Raw genomic sequence first — 19,770 nt, forward strand, 5'->3', positions numbered from 1 at the left:
ACGTGCGTCTTGAAGTTTCATAGCTTATATTTAGCAGAAATAATGCCAACTGGTTTTCCGCCTGATTAATAAGCTATCGAAAAGTTACGAACTCAGTCTGAGTTCCCATGGCCTTCGTGCTCTAAGCCGCACGACGAACGAATAAATCCTAAGGCAATCATCATAAGACACTCTGCGATGGCTATGCTGACCATGAATGACCCAGGAACTATAGGCAACGGGTCTATTTTCTAGATAAAAAGCTTCGTCATTTTCATAGCTCTCGTTATGCTGCAGGGGTGCTCCAGATAGTTTTCAATGAAATTAGTGCCGCTGAGATTTCTCAGCTGGAAACGCTCGACCAACTCGACTTATTAGACGCCTTTCGTGTGACTGAAGAGAAGTTGACGAACCTTGACGGTGGCGAGTACGCTAAGTTTGAGCGCGACGGTAAGGTGCTCTATCGCTTCCGCACCAAGGAATATAGAATCTATTTTGGATTGAAGGATGAGAATGTCATTGTTCATCGCGTGTTGCACAAAAACACCTTCTCGGATTTCCTTTTCCGTTCCAAAATGCCCGTCAGCGAAGACGAGGCCTTGAATAGCTCAAAGCACTTCTGGAAGCTCATCGACGAAGGCCGAAACGCGCGCCAGCTGTAAAAGTGTTAAGAGAAGAGGATGCTTCCTACGAGGTCACTCACATGTTGAGGATTGTTGGGGCTCATAGCTATGGTGACTGCTAGTTCTCTGCTGAGTTTACTGTGCGTATCTATTCTCCTTAGTTCAGGTTTTCGGTGGATTCTGATTTGATGTGATGCTGGAAAAGAATTGGGGATCAAAAGTGATGGGGAGATCTTAGATCTCTAGCATGCTGAGACACCTCTAATATGCATCGTGCCAATTAGCTGGCTGGGAAGGTTCTCCAAGCCGTCCTAATCAACAGAGCCAAGAGAGCTCTGCGATTTTTCAGCATCTACGTGGGTATAATGGATCAAGCTAGCTGGTCGTCTCGGAGATCTGCCCCTGCCAATGTTTATTAAGGAGATCCTTCCTCAGGGCTGATTCGCATGCGCTGAGTGGCGAAGGGGATGTTGGCTTCGTTGAGGTGTTGGATCAGATTACGTAAAACCTGTGAGCGGACGCGTGTTCTGTTACGCACGTCTTCGATGAAGTAGCGACCTTCCACTAGCACACCTGAGAGTTGGTGTCCACGGTCGTCGTCCCATACGCCGCGCACGACAATGTCTGCGGTGTTCGCGATGACGGTGGGGGTGGAGTTGATCGCGGCTTTGGCGACGCGCTCGACGTGATCGAGGTCGGCATTGTAGTTGACTTGAAAGCGGACGCGAACCCGAACAGGCTTATCGAGGTAGGAGAAATTGGTGATGACGGAATTGGCGAGTACCGAGTTGGGATAATCGAGGATGATGCCGTCTGAGTTACGGATCTGTGTCCGGCGGAGGCCAATTTCTGTCACGTCTCCCCAGCCTCCCCAATGTTTTCCTGGGCGTTCGATCTTGATGCGATCACCAATGCGGATCGGTCGGTCGGCGATGAGGAAAATGCCAGAGAGAATATCCGAGAGTGTTTCTTTGGCAGCGAGGCCGATGGCGATACCTGCAATACCTGCACTTGCAAGGAAAGGGGTGATGGCTATGCCGTGGTTCTGCAGCAGCAGAAGGAAGAGGGCAAAGGTGAGAACGATTACGTGGAACCGCTTGATAAAGTAGACTAGGCGATCGTCTAGGTCATTGGTGGTGGCATCACTGATCTTCTCCAGAGCTCTTAGAACAAAGAGTTTGAAGACGAGGTGCGCAAAAATTCCGGCAACAATAATTGCGCCGGAACGATACCAAACATTGATAGATTCCCATGACTCAGGCATGGGCAGGAATATAGTTAGACCACACTCATTAGGTCGAGCACATTGTATACCCAGTAGCCTGCTGTGAAGATAAGGGTGACAAGAAACAATAGAATGCAGATAGAGATCGTTTTACGCGCCATCATGATACTTAGAATGTGAGTGTTAATATGGTAAGAGAAAAGGAAAAAAGCCCCGCTCGGTATGAGCGGGACCTTAAAAAGTAGGTGGTCGATTAAGATCCGATGGAGAATCGCTCGTAACGCACCAGTGTAATTGTGTCACCGAGTTCCTTAGCCTTAGCTTCGAGAAGCTGAGTGATGCTGAGGTCTGGGTTCTTAACGAAGGATTGCTCGAGGAGGCACTGCTCACCGTAGAACTTGTTGATCTTACCCTTAAGGATATTGTCGATGATGTTCGCTGGCTTGCCTGCTGCTTCGAGTTGCTTGCGGTTGATCTCGTTTTCTTCTTCAACTACTGAACCGTCGATGTCGTTACGGGAAAGACCAGCTGGATTAGCAGCTGCAACGTGGAGAGTGATGTCCTTGAGGAGTTCCTGGAACTCAGGAGTCTCTGTAGTTGCTGCGTTTCCTGTGGCTACCTCGATGAGAACACCAACCTTGCCACCCATGTGGATGTAGGATGCTGCTGCACCTGCAGGTACTGTGAAGCGTGTGAGGTTAGAGATCTTGATCACTTCACCGAGCTCTGAGAACTTGGCGCCGAGAACGTTTTCGATTGTGCCTTCACCGAATGGTACGGAGAGTGCTGAAGTCGCGTCAGATGCGTCGCTGTTAGCGATTGCTTCGATCATCTCACCGACGAATGATTGGAATGCTTCGTTCTTAGATACGAAGTCAGTCTCACAGTTAACTTCTGCGAGGATACCTGTTTTGCCACATGAGGAAACGAATGCAGCAACGATGCCTTCACCAGTTTCGCGGTCTGCACGGTCGGAGCGCTTAGCTTCGCCTTTTTCGCGGAGGAGCTTTGCCGCTGCTTCGAGGTCGCCGTTAGTTTCTGTGAGAGCCTTCTTACAAGCCATCATGCCTGCGGATGTGAGCTTGCGGAGTTCTTGAACTGCGGATGCTGTAATAGCCATAATCTTTTAAATTCTAGATAAATTGAGTGAAAAAAATACTGCGAAGCCTAAACTCCGCAGTGAAAGTGGTGCTTTATAGCTTATTCAGCTTTAGCTGCTGCGTCGTCGCTTTTAGCTTCTACAGCGTCGTTCTTAGCGCCTACAACGATTGAATCGACGAGGTTCTGGAGTAGGATGCGGATAGAGCGAATTGCGTCGTCGTTGCCTGGGATTGGGTAGTCGATCACACCTGGGTCAGCATTCGTATCAACGATAGCAATCACTGGGATGTTGAGGCGACGAGCTTCAGCCACTGCGATTGTTTCGCGAGCTGAGTCAACAATCACGATTGCGTCAGGAAGTTTCTCCATGTCGCGGACACCGTCAAGGTTGCGGAAGAGCTTACCTTTTTCACGGGAAAGAGCAGCGAGTTCCTTCTTAGACATTGCTTTGAATTCAGGCTGCTTCTCGATGTTCTCAAGGTACTTGAGGCGCTCAACAGAACGACGGATCGTCGTAAGGTTAGTGAGTGTGCCACCCAACCAACGGTGGTTAACGTAAAACTGACCAGCTGCTTCAGCTGCTTCTTTAACCGCGTCTTGAGCTTGGCGCTTACAACCAACGAAGAGGATTTTCTTGCCTTTACCAGCGATGTCTGTGAGGTATGCAGAAGCTTTATCAAGGTTCTGTACAGTCTTCTCCAGGTCGATGATGTAAATGCCGCCTTTGTCCTTCATGAGGTAAGGTTTCATTTTTGGATTCCACTTGCGAGTCTGGTGTCCGTAATGAACGCCAGCGTCTACCATTTCTTTAATGAGTTCGTTGATCATAATTGTGTTGCAGCCCTTGATTCAGGGTGGCTTTTGTTTTTGGAAACTCCGTCGCTATAAGGTCCTCTCCACCTAGTTTCTCATTGTTTTGCGACGGCGAGAGTTGGAGCGCGCGTGTGGTAACAGTAAAAGTGAGATTTGGCAAGAATTTGTTCGCTACTTTCTGAGGGTGATTTTATGATGACTAACTCCTTATGGCTAGGTTGGTTTAGTTCATCCGTCCTAAGTTTAACTAAATCTAATGTGTCCTGCTTAATTGAGTGTTTTATAGAGGTGGAATGTGTGCTTGTAAAAGTATCTATTCTTGCCAGTAAGAGGAAAGCTGGGATAGATAGTGGCTGTGGGGCAATCGATGTTAGTTTTGGAAGCTTTAGCCCCGGTGGTTCTTATCATCGGGGTGGGGTGCTTATTGAGAAAGTTTGATATTCTTAGTGAGAATATCGAGCGAGGGATGATGCATATGGTGGTGCTGGTGTTGCTTCCAGCGCTGACACTAGCTAATATTATCGGTAATAAGGCTTTGAGTGATTGGGGCGAAGTGGGCAAGGTTGCTAGCTTTGGTTGCGGTGGCCTTCTGATCGGTCTTGGAGTGGCTTATGTTTCTGCCGGATTCCTTGGAATGAAGCGAGGGGAAGGAAAACGCACATTTGGAGTGACTGCTGGTACTCAGAATTATGGATTTATGGGGGTGCCATTGTTACTCAGTATTTTCCCTAGTGACGGCTTACTAGGTGTTTTGTTCACCCACAATGTGGGGGTGGAGATAGCGATGTGGACTGTTGGAGTTTCTATGATGCGTGGTGATAAGAATATTAGTTGGAGGCTCTTTGTGAAGGCTCCGATCATCGCGGTGGTGGCAGGTTTGTTGATCAATGCTTTTGGTTGGGATAGCTTTTTTCACGGGGCTCCGATGAGAACATTTGATATGCTAGGAGCGGCGGCCATTCCTATAGCTCTGATCGTGATCGGTGCTGGTTTGGTTGAACTTCTAAGAAACGACAGGTTTGATTGGAAGGTAGCGATCGGTTCTATGGTTGTGCGCTTGGCTTTGATTCCCGCGTGTCTTATTGGTGCAGCCTATTTGTTGCCTATTTCGCTTGAGTTAAAGAAGGTGATGGTGATTCAGGCTGCTATGCCCGCCGCGATGTTTCCGATTGTTTTAGCCAAGCACTACGGGGGAAAGCCAGAGGTCGCTGTGCAGGTAGTTGTGGCCACCACAGTGGCGTGTTTTATCACCATGCCATTCGTGATTATCATTGGGATGCACGCGCTCGATTTGTAGCGTGTCAGGCAAAATTTGTCCTTTCCATTTCCGGCCAATGTGGGATGAGGTCGGTATGGATAAAAAAGTCTGGTATCAGTGTGATCGCTGCGGCGCTTGCTGCAAGTGGCCGGGCGATGTGCGGGTCGAAGATAACGAAATCGACGCGATTGCTGCACATTTAGGAATGGAGGTTGATGATTTTATTCAGAAGTTCACACGACTTCGGATGAATCGCAATGGACTCTCGTTGCTGGAAAAAGAAAACCACGAGTGCCTCATGCTAGAGGATGGCGGCTGTAAAATTCAGGCGGTGAAGCCATTTCAATGTAAGGGTTTCCCGAATAGGTGGAGTTTTCCCGGTTGGGAAAAGGTGTGCGAGGCTAAGCCTGTGCCGATGGACAGAGCAATCGAGTTGGGTCTTGTAGATGGGAGTGATTTGTCGGCAGATAAAGAGATCCGTGGTCGTGATTTATGAGGCTATTGAGGAGGTGCTGAAATATTTTTTAAGAAATTAGTAAAAAGATCTTGCGCGAATCTGGTCTGTATGGTTTTGTTGCGGCCACGCCGAAAGGCAGCCATTAATGCGTCCCGTTCGTCTAATGGTTAGGACTCCGCCCTTTCACGGCGGCAATAGGGGTTCGAATCCCCTACGGGATGCCATTTTTCTCAATGAAAAATGTCTATACAAAAAAGCTCACTGTATCCAGTGGGCTTTTTTGTTGTACCGCCTCTAGCCTTGTGCGGCTTGCAGATTGAAGGGTTTTGATTCGGTTTAAAAGGCTGTGCTTGGTTGTTATAGAGCTCTTCATTTGAACCATACCAACTCGATGAATGCTCATTCTTCCAGATGCTTCTGGGTTTTCATTGAGGAGAAATTTAGTGCTGGGCTAAAAAAGGCCGGAGGATTTACGCCCCTTTAGATGTGGTTTGTGGATTGGGCTGATTTGCCTTTGGTTCTTTCTTGTTCTGCTCAGAGTTATTGATTTCTTTTTCATCATTGATTAGCCACAGGTGATCAATGAGGTAGCCTCTTACTTGGGAGGTCCGGTCGGTGTCTTCAGTGGTGAATGGGAGCCATGGCTCCGTTATTTGTTGGCCGTAGGTGCTGAGATGAAGCTGCGGGTCAGGCTGGCGTTGTCAGCGTCTCGCTTGACTGTTCGTGGTTCGTTGATGATTCCAGCGTAGTCTCCTGAGCTAAATGTGAAGTTGAGTTCATATTCCTGAGGGACAGCAATGGGGGGAGAAGGGGTTTTTAGATCTAGTTTTTGGACGATGATTGGCCACGCAGCTTTGTCGCGGTCGCCGTGTTGCTTTGTGTATTCCCCACGCTTGGTGCCAGTATTTTTCCACCACCTTGGTAATAGCTGGAAATAACCCCGTGTTTAATAACTGTGCCTGTTTCAGATAGTAGCTGTACTGTTCATCTACCGAGCGAGCGCCAGGGGCGCGTCGTTGAAGGGTAGGAATCTTTGGGAATTTCAGTGTCAATCCAGAGAGCGCAGGCGAACAGTACTAGGGCAGTGTGTGCTGTAACTCTCATCAGCTAGGGGGGGGCTAACTGCTAGGATCTTTGTCGTTAGGGTATTCCTTTTTTAGCCGAGCTTTGTAGCTAGCAGCGTCCATTGTTTTTCCTGATTGCTCTAATGATTGGATCAGCTTGTAGAGAGCTTCTTTGTGGGAGGGGGCCTTCGGGAAAGTTTCAACGATGAGAACGTAGTGCTGGGCGGCAGTTGGATGATCGGACTGGAGGGCTGCTAGGTCGCCGAGGGCTAGGAGTAGTCCAACCTTGGTTTTGCCGGATGGCCGTAAAGCAAGTGCCTCACTACCAGTTTTTAAAGCTTCGTCGTAGCGCTTGAGTCCGGTGAGAGCCTTGGTTTTGTTGAGCATGGGTTCCACTCTGCGAGCATCGTCTTTCTCCATCGAAAGCAGGTGGTCGCAGGCGATAAGTGCGTTGGTCCATTGCTCGTTCTTGAGCTGAGATTTGGAGAGTAGTCGCCAGATGATTGTGGGAGTTTTCTGTGGGACTCCTTCTTCGCAGCCTTTAGTGAGGTATTTAGCAGCTTCTCTGAAATCTCCAGCGTTGTAGCACTGGCTGCCGAGCCAACGATAAACAGGAAGCGGGATTTGCTTTCCTAGCTCTATGCTCTCGGCCTTTGTTAGAGCTACTTTGAGGCCGTCGATGTCCTTGAGTGAATAGCGTGCAAGGATGAGCAACATGGCTGTTTGCTTGCCGTAGGCCTCGTTGTCCATTTGCTGGGCTGCCTCCAGCTGGGGAATGGCATTTTTAAATTGATCGAGTTTGAAATAGGCTGAACCTAGCCAGTAGTGGCTGTTAGCTTTGGCTGCAGGAGTGAGGTCTCGGTGGTCTCTGAGTAGTTGTTCGAGGCGTTCCACGACATCGGAATAGCGTTTGGAGTCGCGCTGAATCCGAGCACTGAGCTGGAGTGACATTGCTGCTATTTGTGACTTGGGTGCATTATTGATGACGGCGTCAAAGTCTTTGAGGGCTTTGACGCGGTTGTCGAGCTCCATGTAGGATTGGCCGCGCTTGGCGTAGGCGTTGTTAATGCGTTTGTCCTGAGGTGCAGCTTTGATGAATTCGCTAAAGCTTTCGGTCGCTCCTTCGTGGTTGTTGATTTCGGAGAGACACCAAGCTTTTTTATAGAGTAATGAAGCTAGATTACGCTTATCGGTGAATTCTGGAATGATGGCGTTGTATGCTTCAGCTGCTTCCTTGTAGTTCTTTTCACTATAAAGCGCTTCAGCTTTGATCAAGATTGCTTGGTGTATGTATTTGCTGGTGCCGCGGCCGACTGCGTAATTCTGGATGAATTGGTCGACCATTTCAGGGATGCGTCCTCCATCAATATTGTACAGTGAGAGGAGCTTGTAGTAGGCGGCTTCAAATGCTTGATCAGTTCCGGGTGCCGAGCGTTCGACATCGAGGAAATAGTTGATAGCCTCGGCGTAGTTTTGCTTTTGGAAGTAACTTTGGCCAACGATGACTCCTTGCTGCGCGAGCTGTTTAGCATCGAGCTCCACTTGGGATTTGCCTAGTTGAGCGAGAATGGCATCATAGTCTTTCGCTTGGTAGTAGAGTCCTAGAAGGGCAATGTGGGAGTTGGCTTTCCATGGGGATTGAGGCAGGTCTATGGCCATGGCAAAGTACTTTTTAGCGAGATCAATTTTCTTGAGTTCTGCAGCACAAACGCCGGCGTGGTAGGCCGTCTCTGAGCGCATTTCAGGTGTCTGTGATGGTAAGAGATGTGCTTCGTAGAGAGGTAGAGCCTTGGCGTACTCATTCTCCGCGAGGAGAACGTGAGCGAGGGAAATCGCTGCCTGAGTCTTGTAAGGGCTATCAATCTGGCTGTTGGCGACCTTCTCGAGCAGTGGGTGTGCACGTTTTGGGTCCTTCAGTAAAAGGTAACATTGGGCGCGGAAATAGATCGAGCGTAGTTGGTCTTCTGGTTTTTGCGCATTGGTAGCGGTGAGGCCGAAGAGGCGCGCAGCTTGATGGTAGCGCTTGTTGTTGTAGTTCTCGTAGGCGAGGCGGTACGCTGCTGCTGCTACATAGTGGCCAGTCTGGTACTTCTGGATGATCGTGTCAAACAATCTGGCAGCCTGACGAGGCATGCCGATAGCTAGGTAGGATTCCGCTAAATAATAGGTAGCTGGCTGAGAGAAATTGTGGCGAGGGTAGATCCGGATGTAGTCATCTAGGATCGGGATGGCCCGCTCGTAGAGTTCTTTTTTCTGCGCAGGATCGGGCTCGGCGACTGCCGCATCGTAGAGTTGCCTGGCACGGGTGAAGTAGTCTGAGCCCGGTTCTGCCCGAAGGTTTTGTTGTCCAGCTTGGGCTTGGAGCAAGGTGGGTGAGAGTGCGAGGCTGAGGCCAATGAAAAGTGCGCGCATGGTGAAAAAGAGAAAGAGGAAAAAGAAAAAGTGAGGGGAGTGGGGCTAGTGAGTCTTTGGCCTTTGGGTGGCGAAGGAAATATTCCAGATGCCGGCTTTGCGGCAACGATCGATGACATTAATGAGGTTTTGTGAAACAGTGTCTCCGTCGGCTCGAATGCGGATTGGTTGGTTTTTGTTGACGCGTGTGAGGCGCTCCATCTTGGCCTGAAGCTCATCGAGCGTGTAGACTTGTTTCTCCATGACGATAGTGCCATCAGTCCGTATGTTGACTATTTCTTCGAGATAATGGCGCGTGGTGGTCGCGCCTTCCTCTGCTGTAGGAACGCTGACGTCGAGCTCGGTCTCGTAGTCTGAGAGCTGGTAGGTGACGATGAAGAAAATGAGCAGCAAGAAGACCACGTCAATCATCGGTGCAAGCTGAAAGCCTGCCGGCGGAGGTTGGTTATTGCGAAATTTCATTTAGAGGAAAATGGATGGGGAGGCTGGAGGCTCTAGATTCCTTGGACGTCCGGGCGGGTGTTGTCGATGGGGGATGGTGTGCTGCGACCTTGGCGGTCGACCTGGGCAAAGCCATCGTTGTCAGCGTCGTCAAAGCTGGCGAGTTCTTCCGCGAATGCTGCCTTTGGTGTGCTGCCGCCAGCACGATTGTATTGGGCGGAAAGGAGAGCCATTAGATGGGTGGAAGCAGCCTCTAGCTCGGCGATGTATTTCTGCACTCGACCACGGAAAATTGAATAAAAAATGAGGGCGACGATACCAATGACGAGGCCCGAGGCTGTAGTGATCAGAGCCTCGGAGACACCACCAGCAAGTTCCATCTGCTTGACACCTTCAAAGTTGCCTGAAGATATTTGGTAGAAGGATTTGATCATGCCGATCACGGTTCCGAGTAGGCCAATCATTGGGGCGATGGCGCCGATATCTGAGAGGTACGAAATTCTCTGGGTCAAGATCCCCGCTTGGCGTGAGCCTTCGGCTTCGGCTACTTCACGGACTTCTTTAAAGGAAACTCCTGAATTCTGAGTCATGAAATCTAGCGATTTTTCGGCGACCCGTGATATTGATTTGTTCTCGCGGTGGCACTGGGCGACGAGTCCTAGATAGTCGCGCTTGCGGATGAGGGCTTCGGCTGAGCTCATGAAACGGTCACTTACCACCGAGTTGCGGCGGATCGTTATAAAGTAGAAGAATACGAGAATCAAAGTCAGTATGGATACCAACGCCAGTGGGTACATGACAAAGCCTCCTCTTTCTACGATAAGGTCATAAACATCGAGTTCGACTGGAGCTTTTGCTGGGGTTGCGGCATCTTTTGCGTGAGTTCCCAGAGTTAGGAGTGTGAAGAGAGTGCCTTGGAGGCTTAAAGTGCGTTTCATATCAGGAAAGGTGTAGTGTAGCGTGACAATGGCATGATGCAAGCATGGGGTATAGGAGGCAAAGCGAGGTTGTTTGGTTAATAAAGCGAAGCGGAAATAAAATTTGCGCAGTAAAAATCGCGCACCGGTATTGCCGATCTGCTGGCAGGATGTATCCTCATCATACGTATTAGACAGCTGGGCTCTTTCGCCAAGCTTTCTAAAGCGCCACCATGATGCAGGACAAGAAGCCAAATTTCCGAGAACGCATGAGGAGTACGACCTCTGAGCCAGGGGTCTATTTGATGAAGGACCGCATTGGTAATACCATCTATGTGGGTAAGGCGAAAAACCTGAAGAAGAGGCTATCCAGCTACTTCCTGCCATCGCGCAAGATCACGGCGGATCTGAAGACTCGGACGTTGATCGAGTCGATCTGGGACTTTGAGCTCCATGTGGTGCGCAATGAGGAAGAGGCGCTCATTCTGGAGAGCAAGTTGATCAAGCAATACCGGCCGCGCTACAATGTGAGCTTGCGAGATGATAAACGGTTTTGGTTGGTCAAGGTTCAGCTAAAGGCGACGATCCCGCGCTTCGAACTGACTCGGCTGCGCAAGGAGGATGGGGCGAAATATTTTGGACCTTTCGTGCACTCTACTGCGCTGAAAGCGACTTTGGAATGGCTGAACAATGCCTTTGGCCTGAGGACTTGTTCGCAGAAATCTCCAGGAGCACACGAGTACAAGCATTGCCATGCGGATGTGATTCGCAATTGCAGAGCCCCCTGTGTCGGTAAAATCAGCAATGAGAACTACCGGGCCAAGGTGATGGAGGCGGTGGACTTTCTCGATGGCAAGGGGAAGCGTGGAATGTTCGCCAGTCTGCGGGGAGAAATGCAGCAGGCGGCCGAGAAAATGGATTTCGAGAAGGCTGCCAGCCTGCGAGATGTGATTCAAAATTTAGAAAAGACATTGAGCCCAGCGCGTCAGTTTTCGCGTGGTCAGAGTTTGCCCACGACGGTGAGACCGGCGGAAGATCTTGCGGAGCTGGGCGAATACTTGGCTCTTGATCGACCGCCAGAAGTGATGGAGTGTTTTGATATTTCCAATGTCAGCGATACCCACATTGTGGCATCGATGGTGCGCTTCACTGGCGGTGCGCCAGACAATCAAAACTACAGACGCTACCGGATGAAGACGGTCTCGACCCAGGACGACTTTGCCAGCATGGCGGAGGTGGTGCGCCGGCGCTATAGCCGGATTGTGATGGAGTGTCAGAAGTCGAATAAGGCATTTTTCGAGAGCAACCAAGAGCCGCTAGTGCAGGCGATGCGCAGGTTGGGCGATGAAGGACTCTCGCCGATCCGTTTACCTGACTTGGTGATTGTGGATGGTGGCAAGGGCCAGCTTTCAGCCGCTTATGCCGAGCTTAAAAATCTCGGACTAGCTGAGCTGCCAATCGTGGGGCTGGCTAAGCAGTATGAGGAAATTTTCTTCCCAGGGGAGAGTGAGGGCTTACGAATCGACCATAGCAAAGGGTCGCTGAAGTTGATGCAGCGCATCCGTGATGAAGCCCACCGCTATGCTAATAATTATAACGAACTGCTGCTGAGGAAGCGCATGAGTGAGAGTTTGTTAGATGATGTCCCAGGAATGTCGACGGTACGCAAGCGTGCGTTACTCAAGCATTTTGGTTCCGTCACCGAGGTTAAGAAGGCCACGGTAAAGGAGCTGCAAAAAGTTGAAGGGGTTGGGCTGAAGTCGGCTGAGAGAATTGTCGAGTGGTTTGCACGTTAGACTCTGCTGCACACTGTATGTGGTGCGCTATGTCCCGCCCCCCCGCAATGTCTGAGTCAGAACTCAATTGGACAGAGTGAAAATTGATTAGATATAAAATGCTGGCTTCACGGCGTATTTCAAAGATAGCAGCTATCTGGCATTAGCTCACGTTTGAACGCACTAAAGAGGCTCTCATAAGAGGCGCGGTCGTAGCAAAATTCTTTACCTGAACTAAGCTTATCCATACCGAATAAGGCAAGAAGGTTCGGTGGTTTCTGACTTGAGGCTTGAGGGCCTCGGCCTGCCCGAACCGTGGGCGGATTGATGTCTAACACTCAATCCGACAAACGTGGCTCTAAAATCCTTGTCACCATTATAGCTTGCATGGCTGAGCGGAGTTCTGATGCGGAATAACTTGGATTGGTTACCCTCATGTCATTGATTAGCTGCTATCGTCGCTAGGACTTAGCTGGCTCCTTACGAAGATGGGCTACCTCACCCGCTGGTTCGGCGCTAGCCCAGGGGTCGCACGGCTGTTGCGCAGCTCTAAGGCTTCTTTTTTCTATCGCTGATTCAACACGGATGAGCGAAGTGCCCTTCGGATTCTCACGCGCCAGCAAAGAAGAGGTGTTTAGCAAACACTTTGCCATGGTCCTATTTTACAGTTTTAAATTTGTTTCGGTTCGGACCCATTCGTCTAAGTAACGGCATCAGAGAATAGTCGGCGTTTTTGCTGTCAATCTTGGCTATCCGAGTGTGATGACTGAATCTTTCGACCATGGTAATTAGAAGATCTTCAGAAGGCTTCCCAATAGTGGTATCGATTTGCCAGAGCCCTAAGCTAAGGCTAAGGTTGACTTCATGTGAGCGCGCCCCGATCGACACTTGATTGGCAATGTGATTTCGCTTGTCCTTCTTAAGGTGCCACTTTTGTATCACTTCACTTTATGGCGGAGGTGTTGTCGAAGGGTTCCATTCTGCTTCAAGTCATAGCAAATGAATGGATAAATAGGTTCGTGGCTAATACTCTCCATTCCCACCTCTTTGAGAGCTTAGGGCGCGATTGTTTTTGGGTTAGCATAGCATGAGGCGAGTGCTGAGTTGCCCAGCATCTGAGTCGTCTTTCAATTGAACCGTTGCGCTACGGCTTTGAATCCAAGGACACTAAAATGCACAGCGGTGGGGCGACGAGTGGACGAGGTCGGAGGATAGTGGCACGATTACTAAGTTCTATTTTATCTTGAGCTCAAAGGACTCGAAGAAGCGCTCAAAAGCGTCTGGGAAATATTCTTTGATCGCGGCATCATATTCCTCGTGGCTCCCAAGTTCGATATCACCCTCGAGGCCGATGAGGCGGGTGAGAGTGAGATCGGTCCCAGGTCGGCCATCGAAGTAATGAGGCCAGCTGAAATACGCTTTGTAGCCTTCTCGCGTGAGTAGCATAGCCTCCTTTGTGATGCCTCCTTGGGCGGTGGTGGCGATGCTAGTTCTGTGTTTTGGGGTCGCCAGTAAGGATTCTCCCGCTGTGTCGAGCGGGTGTGCGTCGTCGAGCATGTGGTGTAGCAGGCTCGGCATCAGGTCAAGGTGACTAGCTTCCGCTACTTCTGGGCCGCGGCCGACGGATTTGGGCCACTTAATGAGCATTGGAACTTTGATCTGCTCGTCTTCAAGCGATGACACGTGGAGCCAACCACCGTGCTCTTGAAATTCCTCACCGTGGTCGCCAGCGAAGATGATGATGGAGTCATCATACTTGCCCTCTTTTTTGAGGTGCTCACAGAAATCTTTGGCCAAGGAGTCAGCCCAAGCGAGTGAGTTGAAGTATTGGTTTTTGATCAACTCTGTTTCTTTGAGCGATGGAGAAGAAGGAAAAAATGCATGCGGGTAGTAGTCCTTGAATGGTGGTTCAAAGTCATCGTGCCATGAATACTTGTAGTGGGGTGAATCAATGGTGGCGATGGTGAGGTGGCCACCGGCTTCACGCGTACTGATGAGTTGCTTGAGGCCGTTGAAAACGATGACTTCACGCTCTGGGTAGCTGAGGTCAAAGCTTGGGTCGCCTTCCACGTTTTCACGTATCGTGCTAAATGGCGAGCCATTGAGTCCATGGAAGTGGCGACGCATATCGCGGAATGCGAGGTTCTTGCCTGTGTGTACCTGTAGGTCGTAGCCTGACTTCTGAAGAATATGGAAGCAGGGTAGGCCTGGCCAGTTTAGCTCTCTAGCTATGTCACGGCTTTGTTCACGCGCCGTGGCAATCTGGCTTGTAAAGGTGCTAAACCATGAGAGGTGGGTGCCATTGGATGCTGCCCAAGTGTGGCCAATCGGCTGGGCTTCTGTTGTCGCAAAATCATGGAGAAATGGTGTAACATCGTTGCGTAGCGCGTCGTGACGGAAGGACTCGATAAACACCAAGTAGATGTCGGGCTTTTGTTTGAGTTCTAATGTCGGGTTCTCTTCTTGCCAATGGTGGTCACGGAATACCACCTGAAAATGGGCGAGACCATCAGGTGGGCGCACTGGTGAAAGCAGAATGCCAAATTCCTTGTACTCTTGCATCCAGTTTCGGCGAGGCTTCCAGGACTTTCCTATGGCTTGTTCCACAGACGCGCCAGTGAAGCCTATCACAATAGAAACAAGCATCCAGACTGGAGCAGTATGGAGCTTCCATTTTCTCGCGAGGCGAGATGTGCCGTAGGTTAAAAGACAAAAAATGAGAGCCACGGCGAGTCCAATGCTGGCAAAAGCCGAAACTGAGAGGTGGATGCCACCGCCTTGTAATTCGGTGCCAAAATTCATCAGCCCCTTGGTGCCGAGTTTATTGAGGAACCCCAAAAAGGTTTGGTTCCAATAACCATGAAGAAGACGATCGAGAACGATGGCAATAGGAGCCATAGAGGCAATGATCCAAACCCATGGACGAATCCAGCGCGGGCCAGTATCAATCGAGAGCCTAGTGGCAAAATAGAGTACACCAATTAGGCTCAATTGGGTGAACATCCGGTTGATGAAAAGACTGATCTTGTGGGCTGGACTGAGCTCTAGCATTCCAGAAATAAGCTCGTAGTTGTGCCATAGTAACAGGGCGTACAACGCAAAGAAAAAAGGACCATTCCACGGGTGTTTACGTGTTAACCAGCTAGCGAGAATTTTTAGCTCTGCTCGTTTAGGTGTCGGATGGTGGGAAAATTTAATCGCACAGGTTATAATTATAAACACTAAGGCTGCCCCAGCGGCTAGGTAGGCGTACCCAGTGAGTATGTCAACGGTCCCAAGTGTGAGTATCAGAGCTAGTCCACAGAGTGTGGTAATCATCCAAGTTTGCGCTTTGTGCCCTTTAAATTCTCCCATGTTGAGCCATCTGGAAAGGCTGCCCCAAAAGGCCGTCCCGCAGGCAGCTAGGCCAAGGGAGATCAAGATGTGGCTACCCAAATAGTTCTCACCTAAATAGGGTGATATCTTGTTGCTTCCGAATTCGTGCTGACGCAAAAAGGGCATCAATCCATAGCATAGGCCGCAGATCCAGAGTAGAGTATGAAGAGTTTTGAGTGGTATTTTGTTGATGGCTAACGAGTTGGGTGTGTCTTGATATGCGCAAGCTTGGACGATTTACAAGAATAAATGTAACAAAGAGACGCATTTTGAAATTTCCTCTGCATGAGTAAGCTGGTTAAGCTTTTTTTGGGAATGATTCTCTGTAATTTAAGAATGATAAATTCAAAGTTCGAAAGAATATTTCCTGGCAGATTGAATAAGCCAAAATCGAGACATTTCCCCTCTATTTTTGTGATTAATTTATGTTAAATAATGGCAGCATTTGATCATAGGGCAAGTTCCCCTAGATATAGGCAACATTTATACGATGCAACATGACTCGAAATTCTCTGAGCAGTCTTCTCGGCATCAGCTGTATTGCACTATGGAAATGAGATTAGTGCACTTTCTGGGAAGGAGAGGAAGGCTGGCAAGTTGACTAGATTTTATGCAGCGGAAATTGACCTCAGCGCCTACTTTAGCTGACTACACCAAGCAATTCAATCGGCGGTTCGCTCGCTATTTAATGAGGAGTGGACACACATTTGACGATGTGCACGCAGTGATTGGGTAAACAGCAACGAGGTGAATTAGTTCCCCAAGGAAGAGCACAATACTAATGACCAGTACGAATAGGTTAAAGTGCATGCTTATGGAATGGAAGAAAATGCGACAGCGTAAAGCGTGTCTTAAATTAGGCTTCTCGTTTGAGTGCGGCTCGAAGTTTGCCTCCTATCGCGGAGCTAAGGACTACCTCCCAGCTTGATTCATCTTCGATGTTTACCAATTGTGGTAAACGCAGCACTGTGAGGTCGATGGCTGAGGCTGCTTGCTCCGTTTTGCTCAGAGTGTTCTCAGAACTCCACGGGATATTGTGAAACAAACCCTCTGATTTTTTTGCAGTGGCTAGAAGGTAATATCCGCCATCCCCACTGGGTCCAATTATGCACCGCATAGGTGTGGTTTGGGAGAACGCTGTATTGATCCACCTAGAGCCACAATGAACGCACCCAGTTCCCATCACAGCTACCTTCTGGTACCCGTCATCAAATGCTTGTGAGGTCGCTCTTTTTAAACGTTGTCCTAAGTCTCCATCTCCTTGCGCCATGAAGTCGATAGTGAATGGAGTGGCGTTTTTCAAAGGTGTGAACAGGAAGCTGTCGCCTTGCGTGACCGTGTGGCCTCTGAATTGCGGTAAAAGCCAAAATTTGATGGCATCAGCGGCATCGTCCGGTGCGTAGCAAAATCTCACATGTGTGTTATTCAACCCTTCCAGTTGCTCAAGTAAAACTGCCACCATAGATCGATATCGTTTTACTGCTTCGTCCTCGCCGACCGTAGCGGCTAGGCGGGGCTTTACTTTTCCTGGAATAGGCTCTTTGAGGAAGATCAAGAGGGCATTCACGGCAGAAATGCATACATCTCAGCGGTACCAGGGGCAAGTATCAATAGAAGAGTTAGCCTTAATTGAGCTATTTCATTGGGGGGAATTATTCTGAGACCGTAGATTCTTCACCATGTACACTGCGATTAAAAAAAATCAGAGTAGGGCGACGACGACAAATGTATCACAAGAAGGTCGGTTGCACACGGGTGCGGGTAGGGGACCTGGTTGGCAGAATGACTATATAGCTGCAGACATGGTCCTACGAATAGGGCTTGGAAGAGCTTAGCCAACACAACGCCTTGGGTAAATTAACCTAGAATGTGGATAGCTACGGCCGCATGCAGCGATAAGCCCTAAGAAGTGTAGCCACACCCGAAGATTATAAAATAAATCACCAGGCCGAGCAGCTTCTACTTCACTTAAAGTCGTAAGGTCGGACAGATCTCGCCGCTAAAAATTTCAAATCGAGCCGCGTCACTCAACTGCTGGCTTGCCACAGGTTGCCAGGAGTTTGAATAGGGTGGCTTTCATATTCTTTGGCGATCAATTAAATCGTTTCTTCTCCCTTGAGCGCTGCTAGAGCCACTCGTGCTTTGAATTCTTGTTCTAGTCTTTTACGTGTTGCTTTCATTTTGTTGACTTTAGGTTCGTGCTTCTCACCGCTGCCCACCACCAAAATCATAGCTTACTATCTTTCCGCATTTCGGCGGTCAGCTCAGTTTTAGACAAATGGGGTGCTCGTGGATAGCCAATTATCTACGTGTTGAATCATAAAGCTGTGATTCGCCACCAACTCTTATGAGGCTATTGCCTTGAGGCCGCGCCAGAAGCGCTCACCAAGCTCGCTAACGCTGAAGATGTTTAATAAGCCAATTTAGATTGACTTAATCTCACGGCACGATGTTCTCAATATCCTGCCGTTTTTCACTGTGAGCCGTCCAGTAGTTCAGTTGGGTCACTCATGTCAGGTCAATTTTGATCAAATTGACTGAATCTATTGTGTCACTCTATATTTATGTGCTAATTTTTTAGCATGTAATGCATTTTTCTTGAGTTTATTGAGTGGCTGTCGATGCTGTGGCTCGAAGATCATGGAGAGTAAAAAGAAGGTAGTAATCGCATGCGGAGGGACAGGAGGCCATCTCTTTCCAGGAGTGGCAGTGGCGCAGGAAATGAAGCGCCGGGGCCATGATGTTCGATTGCTTATTTCTGAGAAAAAAGTGGATGCTGACGCATCTGAAAAATATGGTGATCTAGAGTTTGATACAGTCCCAGCAATCGGCAAACCAGCGACACTCTCACCCAAAATAATTCCCTTCATTTGGAAGATGCTAAAGACGACAGCAAAGTGCAAGGGGTTGCTAAAAAACTTTGGGGCCGACGCTGTGATCGGTATGGGGGGGTTCACCTCGCTACCCCCTGTAATGGCTGCTAGCAAGTTAGGCGCGAAAACATTTGTTCATGATTCCAATGCCTTGCCAGGCAAAGCAAACCGACTCACAGCAAAGTGGTGTGACAAGGTGTTGCTAGGAATGAAGGAAGCTCGCTCCTATTTCCCTCAGTCTGAGATCGAAATCACAGGCACACCAGTGCGTGAAGAATTGCACAGCCTGCCTTCACGTGAATCTGCAGCTAAGAAGCTTGGGCTAGATTCATCTTTAAAGACCGTTTTAGTAATGGGTGGCAGCCAAGGTGCTAAGCAGCTCAATACATTGGTGGTCGAGGCATCAAAGGCTATGCCTGACATTCAGTTTATCCACATTACTGGTAATTTCGACCATGACCGGGTCAAAACCGAGATGGGGGAGAATTGCCCGAATCACAGACTCATCGCATTTTGCGACGATATGCCGAGCATTTATGCAATCACTGATTTAGTAATCATGCGCTCTGGAGCTTCGAGCTTAAGTGAAATTTCCTATCTAGGGTTGGCGTCTATTCTCGTGCCGTATCCGTACGCCGCAGATGATCACCAGACGAAAAATGCGGAGGTCTTTGCAGCGGCTAATGCGGCAGTGATAAGACAAGAGTCAGAGCTGGATGCCGGGATGTTGGTGGCAGATATAACTAACGTGTTAACTGAGTCTGATAATTTAGAGAAAATGAGTGTAGCCTCAGCGGCACTCGGAGTGAAAGACGCAGCAACTCGTGTCTGTACCGTGATTGAGAGTGTATAATGAAGGATTTTAGTGAGAGATTGATGCAGCCAGGCGAGCCAATGCGCGTTCACCTTATTGGGGTTGCAGGTTCCGGGATGAGTGGTTTGGCTTCTTTGTTGTTAGGTATGGGGCATAGTGTGAGTGGTTGCGATCGCGTCACCAGTGCCGAGACCGAACGCCTGCAGCGCGCGGGATTAGCATTTTCAAGCCCGCACAATGCTCATTCTGTAGCAGATGCCGATGTGGTGGTGTATTCCTCTGCAATTCGTGATGAAAATGTGGCACTAGCAGCAGCTCGCGAAGCCGGCATTGCAACGGTACGCCGAGCTGAGTGTCTTGCTGCGATTTTGGCGACTAAGGACGGAGTCGTCATTTCAGGGACACACGGGAAGACGACAACCTCAGCGATGAGTGCGCATGTGCTACGCCGTGGTGCAGTGCATCCCTCCCATTATGTGGGGGCTGAAATTCCAGTTTTGGGCACGAACGCACACTGGGATGAACAAGGTGATTTGATGGTGGCGGAAGGAGACGAAAGCGATGGTACGCTAGCTCTCTATCAGCCAAAACACGCCGTGGTTCTCAATGTTGAGGAAGAACATCTCGATTTTTACAGTGGGAT

15 protein-coding genes and 1 tRNA gene are annotated in these 19,770 nt (G+C 49.3%); 7 read left to right on the forward strand and 9 right to left on the reverse strand.

Annotated features, from left to right (window positions below; all coding sequences use genetic code 11):
• The first annotated feature begins 278 nt into the window (after positions 1-278).
• The gene (locus ABGY95_RS02910) at positions 279-641 is read left to right on the forward strand and encodes a hypothetical protein (RefSeq protein ID WP_347440193.1); all 363 of its coding nucleotides are present in this window, start codon (positions 279-281) and stop codon (positions 639-641) included.
• Between the two features lie 376 nt (positions 642-1,017).
• Here the strand turns inward: ABGY95_RS02910 and ABGY95_RS02915 are convergent, their stop codons facing one another.
• The 3 genes from ABGY95_RS02915 to rpsB form a co-directional block, all read right to left on the reverse strand.
• On the reverse strand, positions 1,018-1,866 hold the full coding sequence (locus tag ABGY95_RS02915) for a mechanosensitive ion channel domain-containing protein (protein ID WP_347440194.1): 849 nt from the start codon (positions 1,864-1,866) through the stop codon (positions 1,018-1,020).
• A 214-nt stretch (positions 1,867-2,080) separates the two neighbouring features.
• A complete protein-coding gene (tsf, locus tag ABGY95_RS02920) occupies positions 2,081-2,947 on the reverse strand; it encodes a translation elongation factor Ts (protein ID WP_347440195.1) in 867 nt (288 codons plus the stop codon).
• 80 nt (positions 2,948-3,027) lie between these two features.
• Positions 3,028-3,756 carry a 30S ribosomal protein S2 gene (gene rpsB, locus ABGY95_RS02925; RefSeq protein WP_347440196.1) on the reverse strand — a complete coding sequence of 243 codons (729 nt, stop codon included), beginning with the start codon at positions 3,754-3,756 and terminating at the stop codon, positions 3,028-3,030.
• Positions 3,757-4,108: 352 nt separating this feature from the next.
• On the opposite strand from rpsB, the gene ABGY95_RS02930 reads away from it, so the two are divergent.
• From ABGY95_RS02930 to ABGY95_RS02940, 3 genes are all read left to right on the forward strand, one after another.
• Entirely contained in the window at positions 4,109-5,038 is a 930-nt protein-coding gene (locus ABGY95_RS02930; protein ID WP_347440197.1) for an AEC family transporter, read from the forward strand.
• A gap of 37 nt (positions 5,039-5,075) precedes the next feature.
• Positions 5,076-5,495: a YkgJ family cysteine cluster protein gene (locus tag ABGY95_RS02935; RefSeq protein ID WP_347440198.1), complete on the forward strand. Its 420-nt coding sequence runs from the start codon at positions 5,076-5,078 to the stop codon at positions 5,493-5,495.
• Positions 5,496-5,605: 110 nt separating this feature from the next.
• A tRNA-Glu gene (locus tag ABGY95_RS02940) sits at positions 5,606-5,680 on the forward strand.
• A gap of 894 nt (positions 5,681-6,574) precedes the next feature.
• Here ABGY95_RS02940 and ABGY95_RS02945 read toward each other — a convergent pair.
• Genes ABGY95_RS02945 through ABGY95_RS02955 form a run of 3 tightly spaced genes read right to left on the reverse strand, consistent with a single transcriptional unit; the run spans position 6,575 to position 10,311 of the window.
• Positions 6,575-8,932 (reverse strand): tetratricopeptide repeat protein, encoded by a 2,358-nt coding sequence (locus ABGY95_RS02945; RefSeq protein WP_347440199.1) that lies wholly within the window; start codon positions 8,930-8,932, stop codon positions 6,575-6,577.
• Positions 8,933-8,977: 45 nt separating this feature from the next.
• A complete protein-coding gene (locus ABGY95_RS02950; protein WP_347440200.1) occupies positions 8,978-9,394 on the reverse strand; it encodes a biopolymer transporter ExbD in 417 nt (138 codons plus the stop codon).
• A gap of 32 nt (positions 9,395-9,426) precedes the next feature.
• Positions 9,427-10,311 (reverse strand): MotA/TolQ/ExbB proton channel family protein, encoded by an 885-nt coding sequence (locus ABGY95_RS02955; RefSeq protein ID WP_347440201.1) that lies wholly within the window; start codon positions 10,309-10,311, stop codon positions 9,427-9,429.
• Between the two features lie 212 nt (positions 10,312-10,523).
• Between ABGY95_RS02955 and ABGY95_RS02960 the strand changes: the two genes are divergently transcribed.
• A complete protein-coding gene (locus ABGY95_RS02960) occupies positions 10,524-12,086 on the forward strand; it encodes an excinuclease ABC subunit UvrC (RefSeq protein ID WP_347440202.1) in 1,563 nt (520 codons plus the stop codon).
• Positions 12,087-13,298: 1,212 nt separating this feature from the next.
• On the opposite strand, the gene ABGY95_RS02965 is transcribed toward ABGY95_RS02960, so the two are convergent.
• The 3 genes from ABGY95_RS02965 to ABGY95_RS02975 all read right to left on the reverse strand — a co-directional run bounded on the left by ABGY95_RS02965 (position 13,299) and on the right by ABGY95_RS02975 (position 17,671).
• Positions 13,299-15,566, reverse strand: coding sequence for a sulfatase-like hydrolase/transferase (locus tag ABGY95_RS02965; RefSeq protein ID WP_347440203.1), 2,268 nt, complete (start codon positions 15,564-15,566; stop codon positions 13,299-13,301).
• Between the two features lie 730 nt (positions 15,567-16,296).
• On the reverse strand, positions 16,297-17,007 hold the full coding sequence (locus ABGY95_RS02970; RefSeq protein WP_347440204.1) for a TIGR04282 family arsenosugar biosynthesis glycosyltransferase: 711 nt from the start codon (positions 17,005-17,007) through the stop codon (positions 16,297-16,299).
• A 529-nt stretch (positions 17,008-17,536) separates the two neighbouring features.
• Positions 17,537-17,671 (reverse strand): hypothetical protein, encoded by a 135-nt coding sequence (locus tag ABGY95_RS02975; RefSeq protein ID WP_347440207.1) that lies wholly within the window; start codon positions 17,669-17,671, stop codon positions 17,537-17,539.
• Positions 17,672-18,080: 409 nt separating this feature from the next.
• Between ABGY95_RS02975 and murG the strand changes: the two genes are divergently transcribed.
• Complete coding sequence (murG, locus tag ABGY95_RS02980; RefSeq protein ID WP_347440205.1) at positions 18,081-19,166, forward strand: undecaprenyldiphospho-muramoylpentapeptide beta-N-acetylglucosaminyltransferase; 1,086 nt, start codon at positions 18,081-18,083, stop codon at positions 19,164-19,166.
• Positions 19,166-19,770 (forward strand): Mur ligase domain-containing protein (locus ABGY95_RS02985; protein WP_347440206.1); only part of this gene is annotated, 605 nt, incomplete at its 3' end. The genes murG and ABGY95_RS02985, both read left to right, overlap by 1 nt.

This window comes from Rubritalea sp., assembly GCF_039830215.1.
GTDB lineage: Bacteria > Verrucomicrobiota > Verrucomicrobiia > Verrucomicrobiales > Akkermansiaceae > Rubritalea.

Excerpts from the sequence above, each read along its gene's own strand:
- ABGY95_RS02975 (WP_347440207.1), bottom strand. The coding sequence starts at position 17,671 with ATGATTTTGGTGGTGGGCAGCGGTGAGAAGCACGAACCTAAAGTCAAC.
- ABGY95_RS02935 (WP_347440198.1), top strand. The coding sequence starts at position 5,076 with ATGTGGGATGAGGTCGGTATGGATAAAAAAGTCTGGTATCAGTGTGAT.
- ABGY95_RS02930 (WP_347440197.1), top strand. The coding sequence starts at position 4,109 with ATGTTAGTTTTGGAAGCTTTAGCCCCGGTGGTTCTTATCATCGGGGTG.
- ABGY95_RS02915 (WP_347440194.1), bottom strand. The coding sequence starts at position 1,866 with ATGCCTGAGTCATGGGAATCTATCAATGTTTGGTATCGTTCCGGCGCA.
- ABGY95_RS02945 (WP_347440199.1), bottom strand. The coding sequence starts at position 8,932 with ATGCGCGCACTTTTCATTGGCCTCAGCCTCGCACTCTCACCCACCTTG.
- tsf (WP_347440195.1), bottom strand. The coding sequence starts at position 2,947 with ATGGCTATTACAGCATCCGCAGTTCAAGAACTCCGCAAGCTCACATCC.
- ABGY95_RS02950 (WP_347440200.1), bottom strand. The coding sequence starts at position 9,394 with ATGAAATTTCGCAATAACCAACCTCCGCCGGCAGGCTTTCAGCTTGCA.
- murG (WP_347440205.1), top strand. The coding sequence starts at position 18,081 with ATGGAGAGTAAAAAGAAGGTAGTAATCGCATGCGGAGGGACAGGAGGC.
- ABGY95_RS02965 (WP_347440203.1), bottom strand. The coding sequence starts at position 15,566 with ATGCCCTTTTTGCGTCAGCACGAATTCGGAAGCAACAAGATATCACCC.
- ABGY95_RS02955 (WP_347440201.1), bottom strand. The coding sequence starts at position 10,311 with ATGAAACGCACTTTAAGCCTCCAAGGCACTCTCTTCACACTCCTAACT.
- rpsB (WP_347440196.1), bottom strand. The coding sequence starts at position 3,756 with ATGATCAACGAACTCATTAAAGAAATGGTAGACGCTGGCGTTCATTAC.
- ABGY95_RS02960 (WP_347440202.1), top strand. The coding sequence starts at position 10,524 with ATGATGCAGGACAAGAAGCCAAATTTCCGAGAACGCATGAGGAGTACG.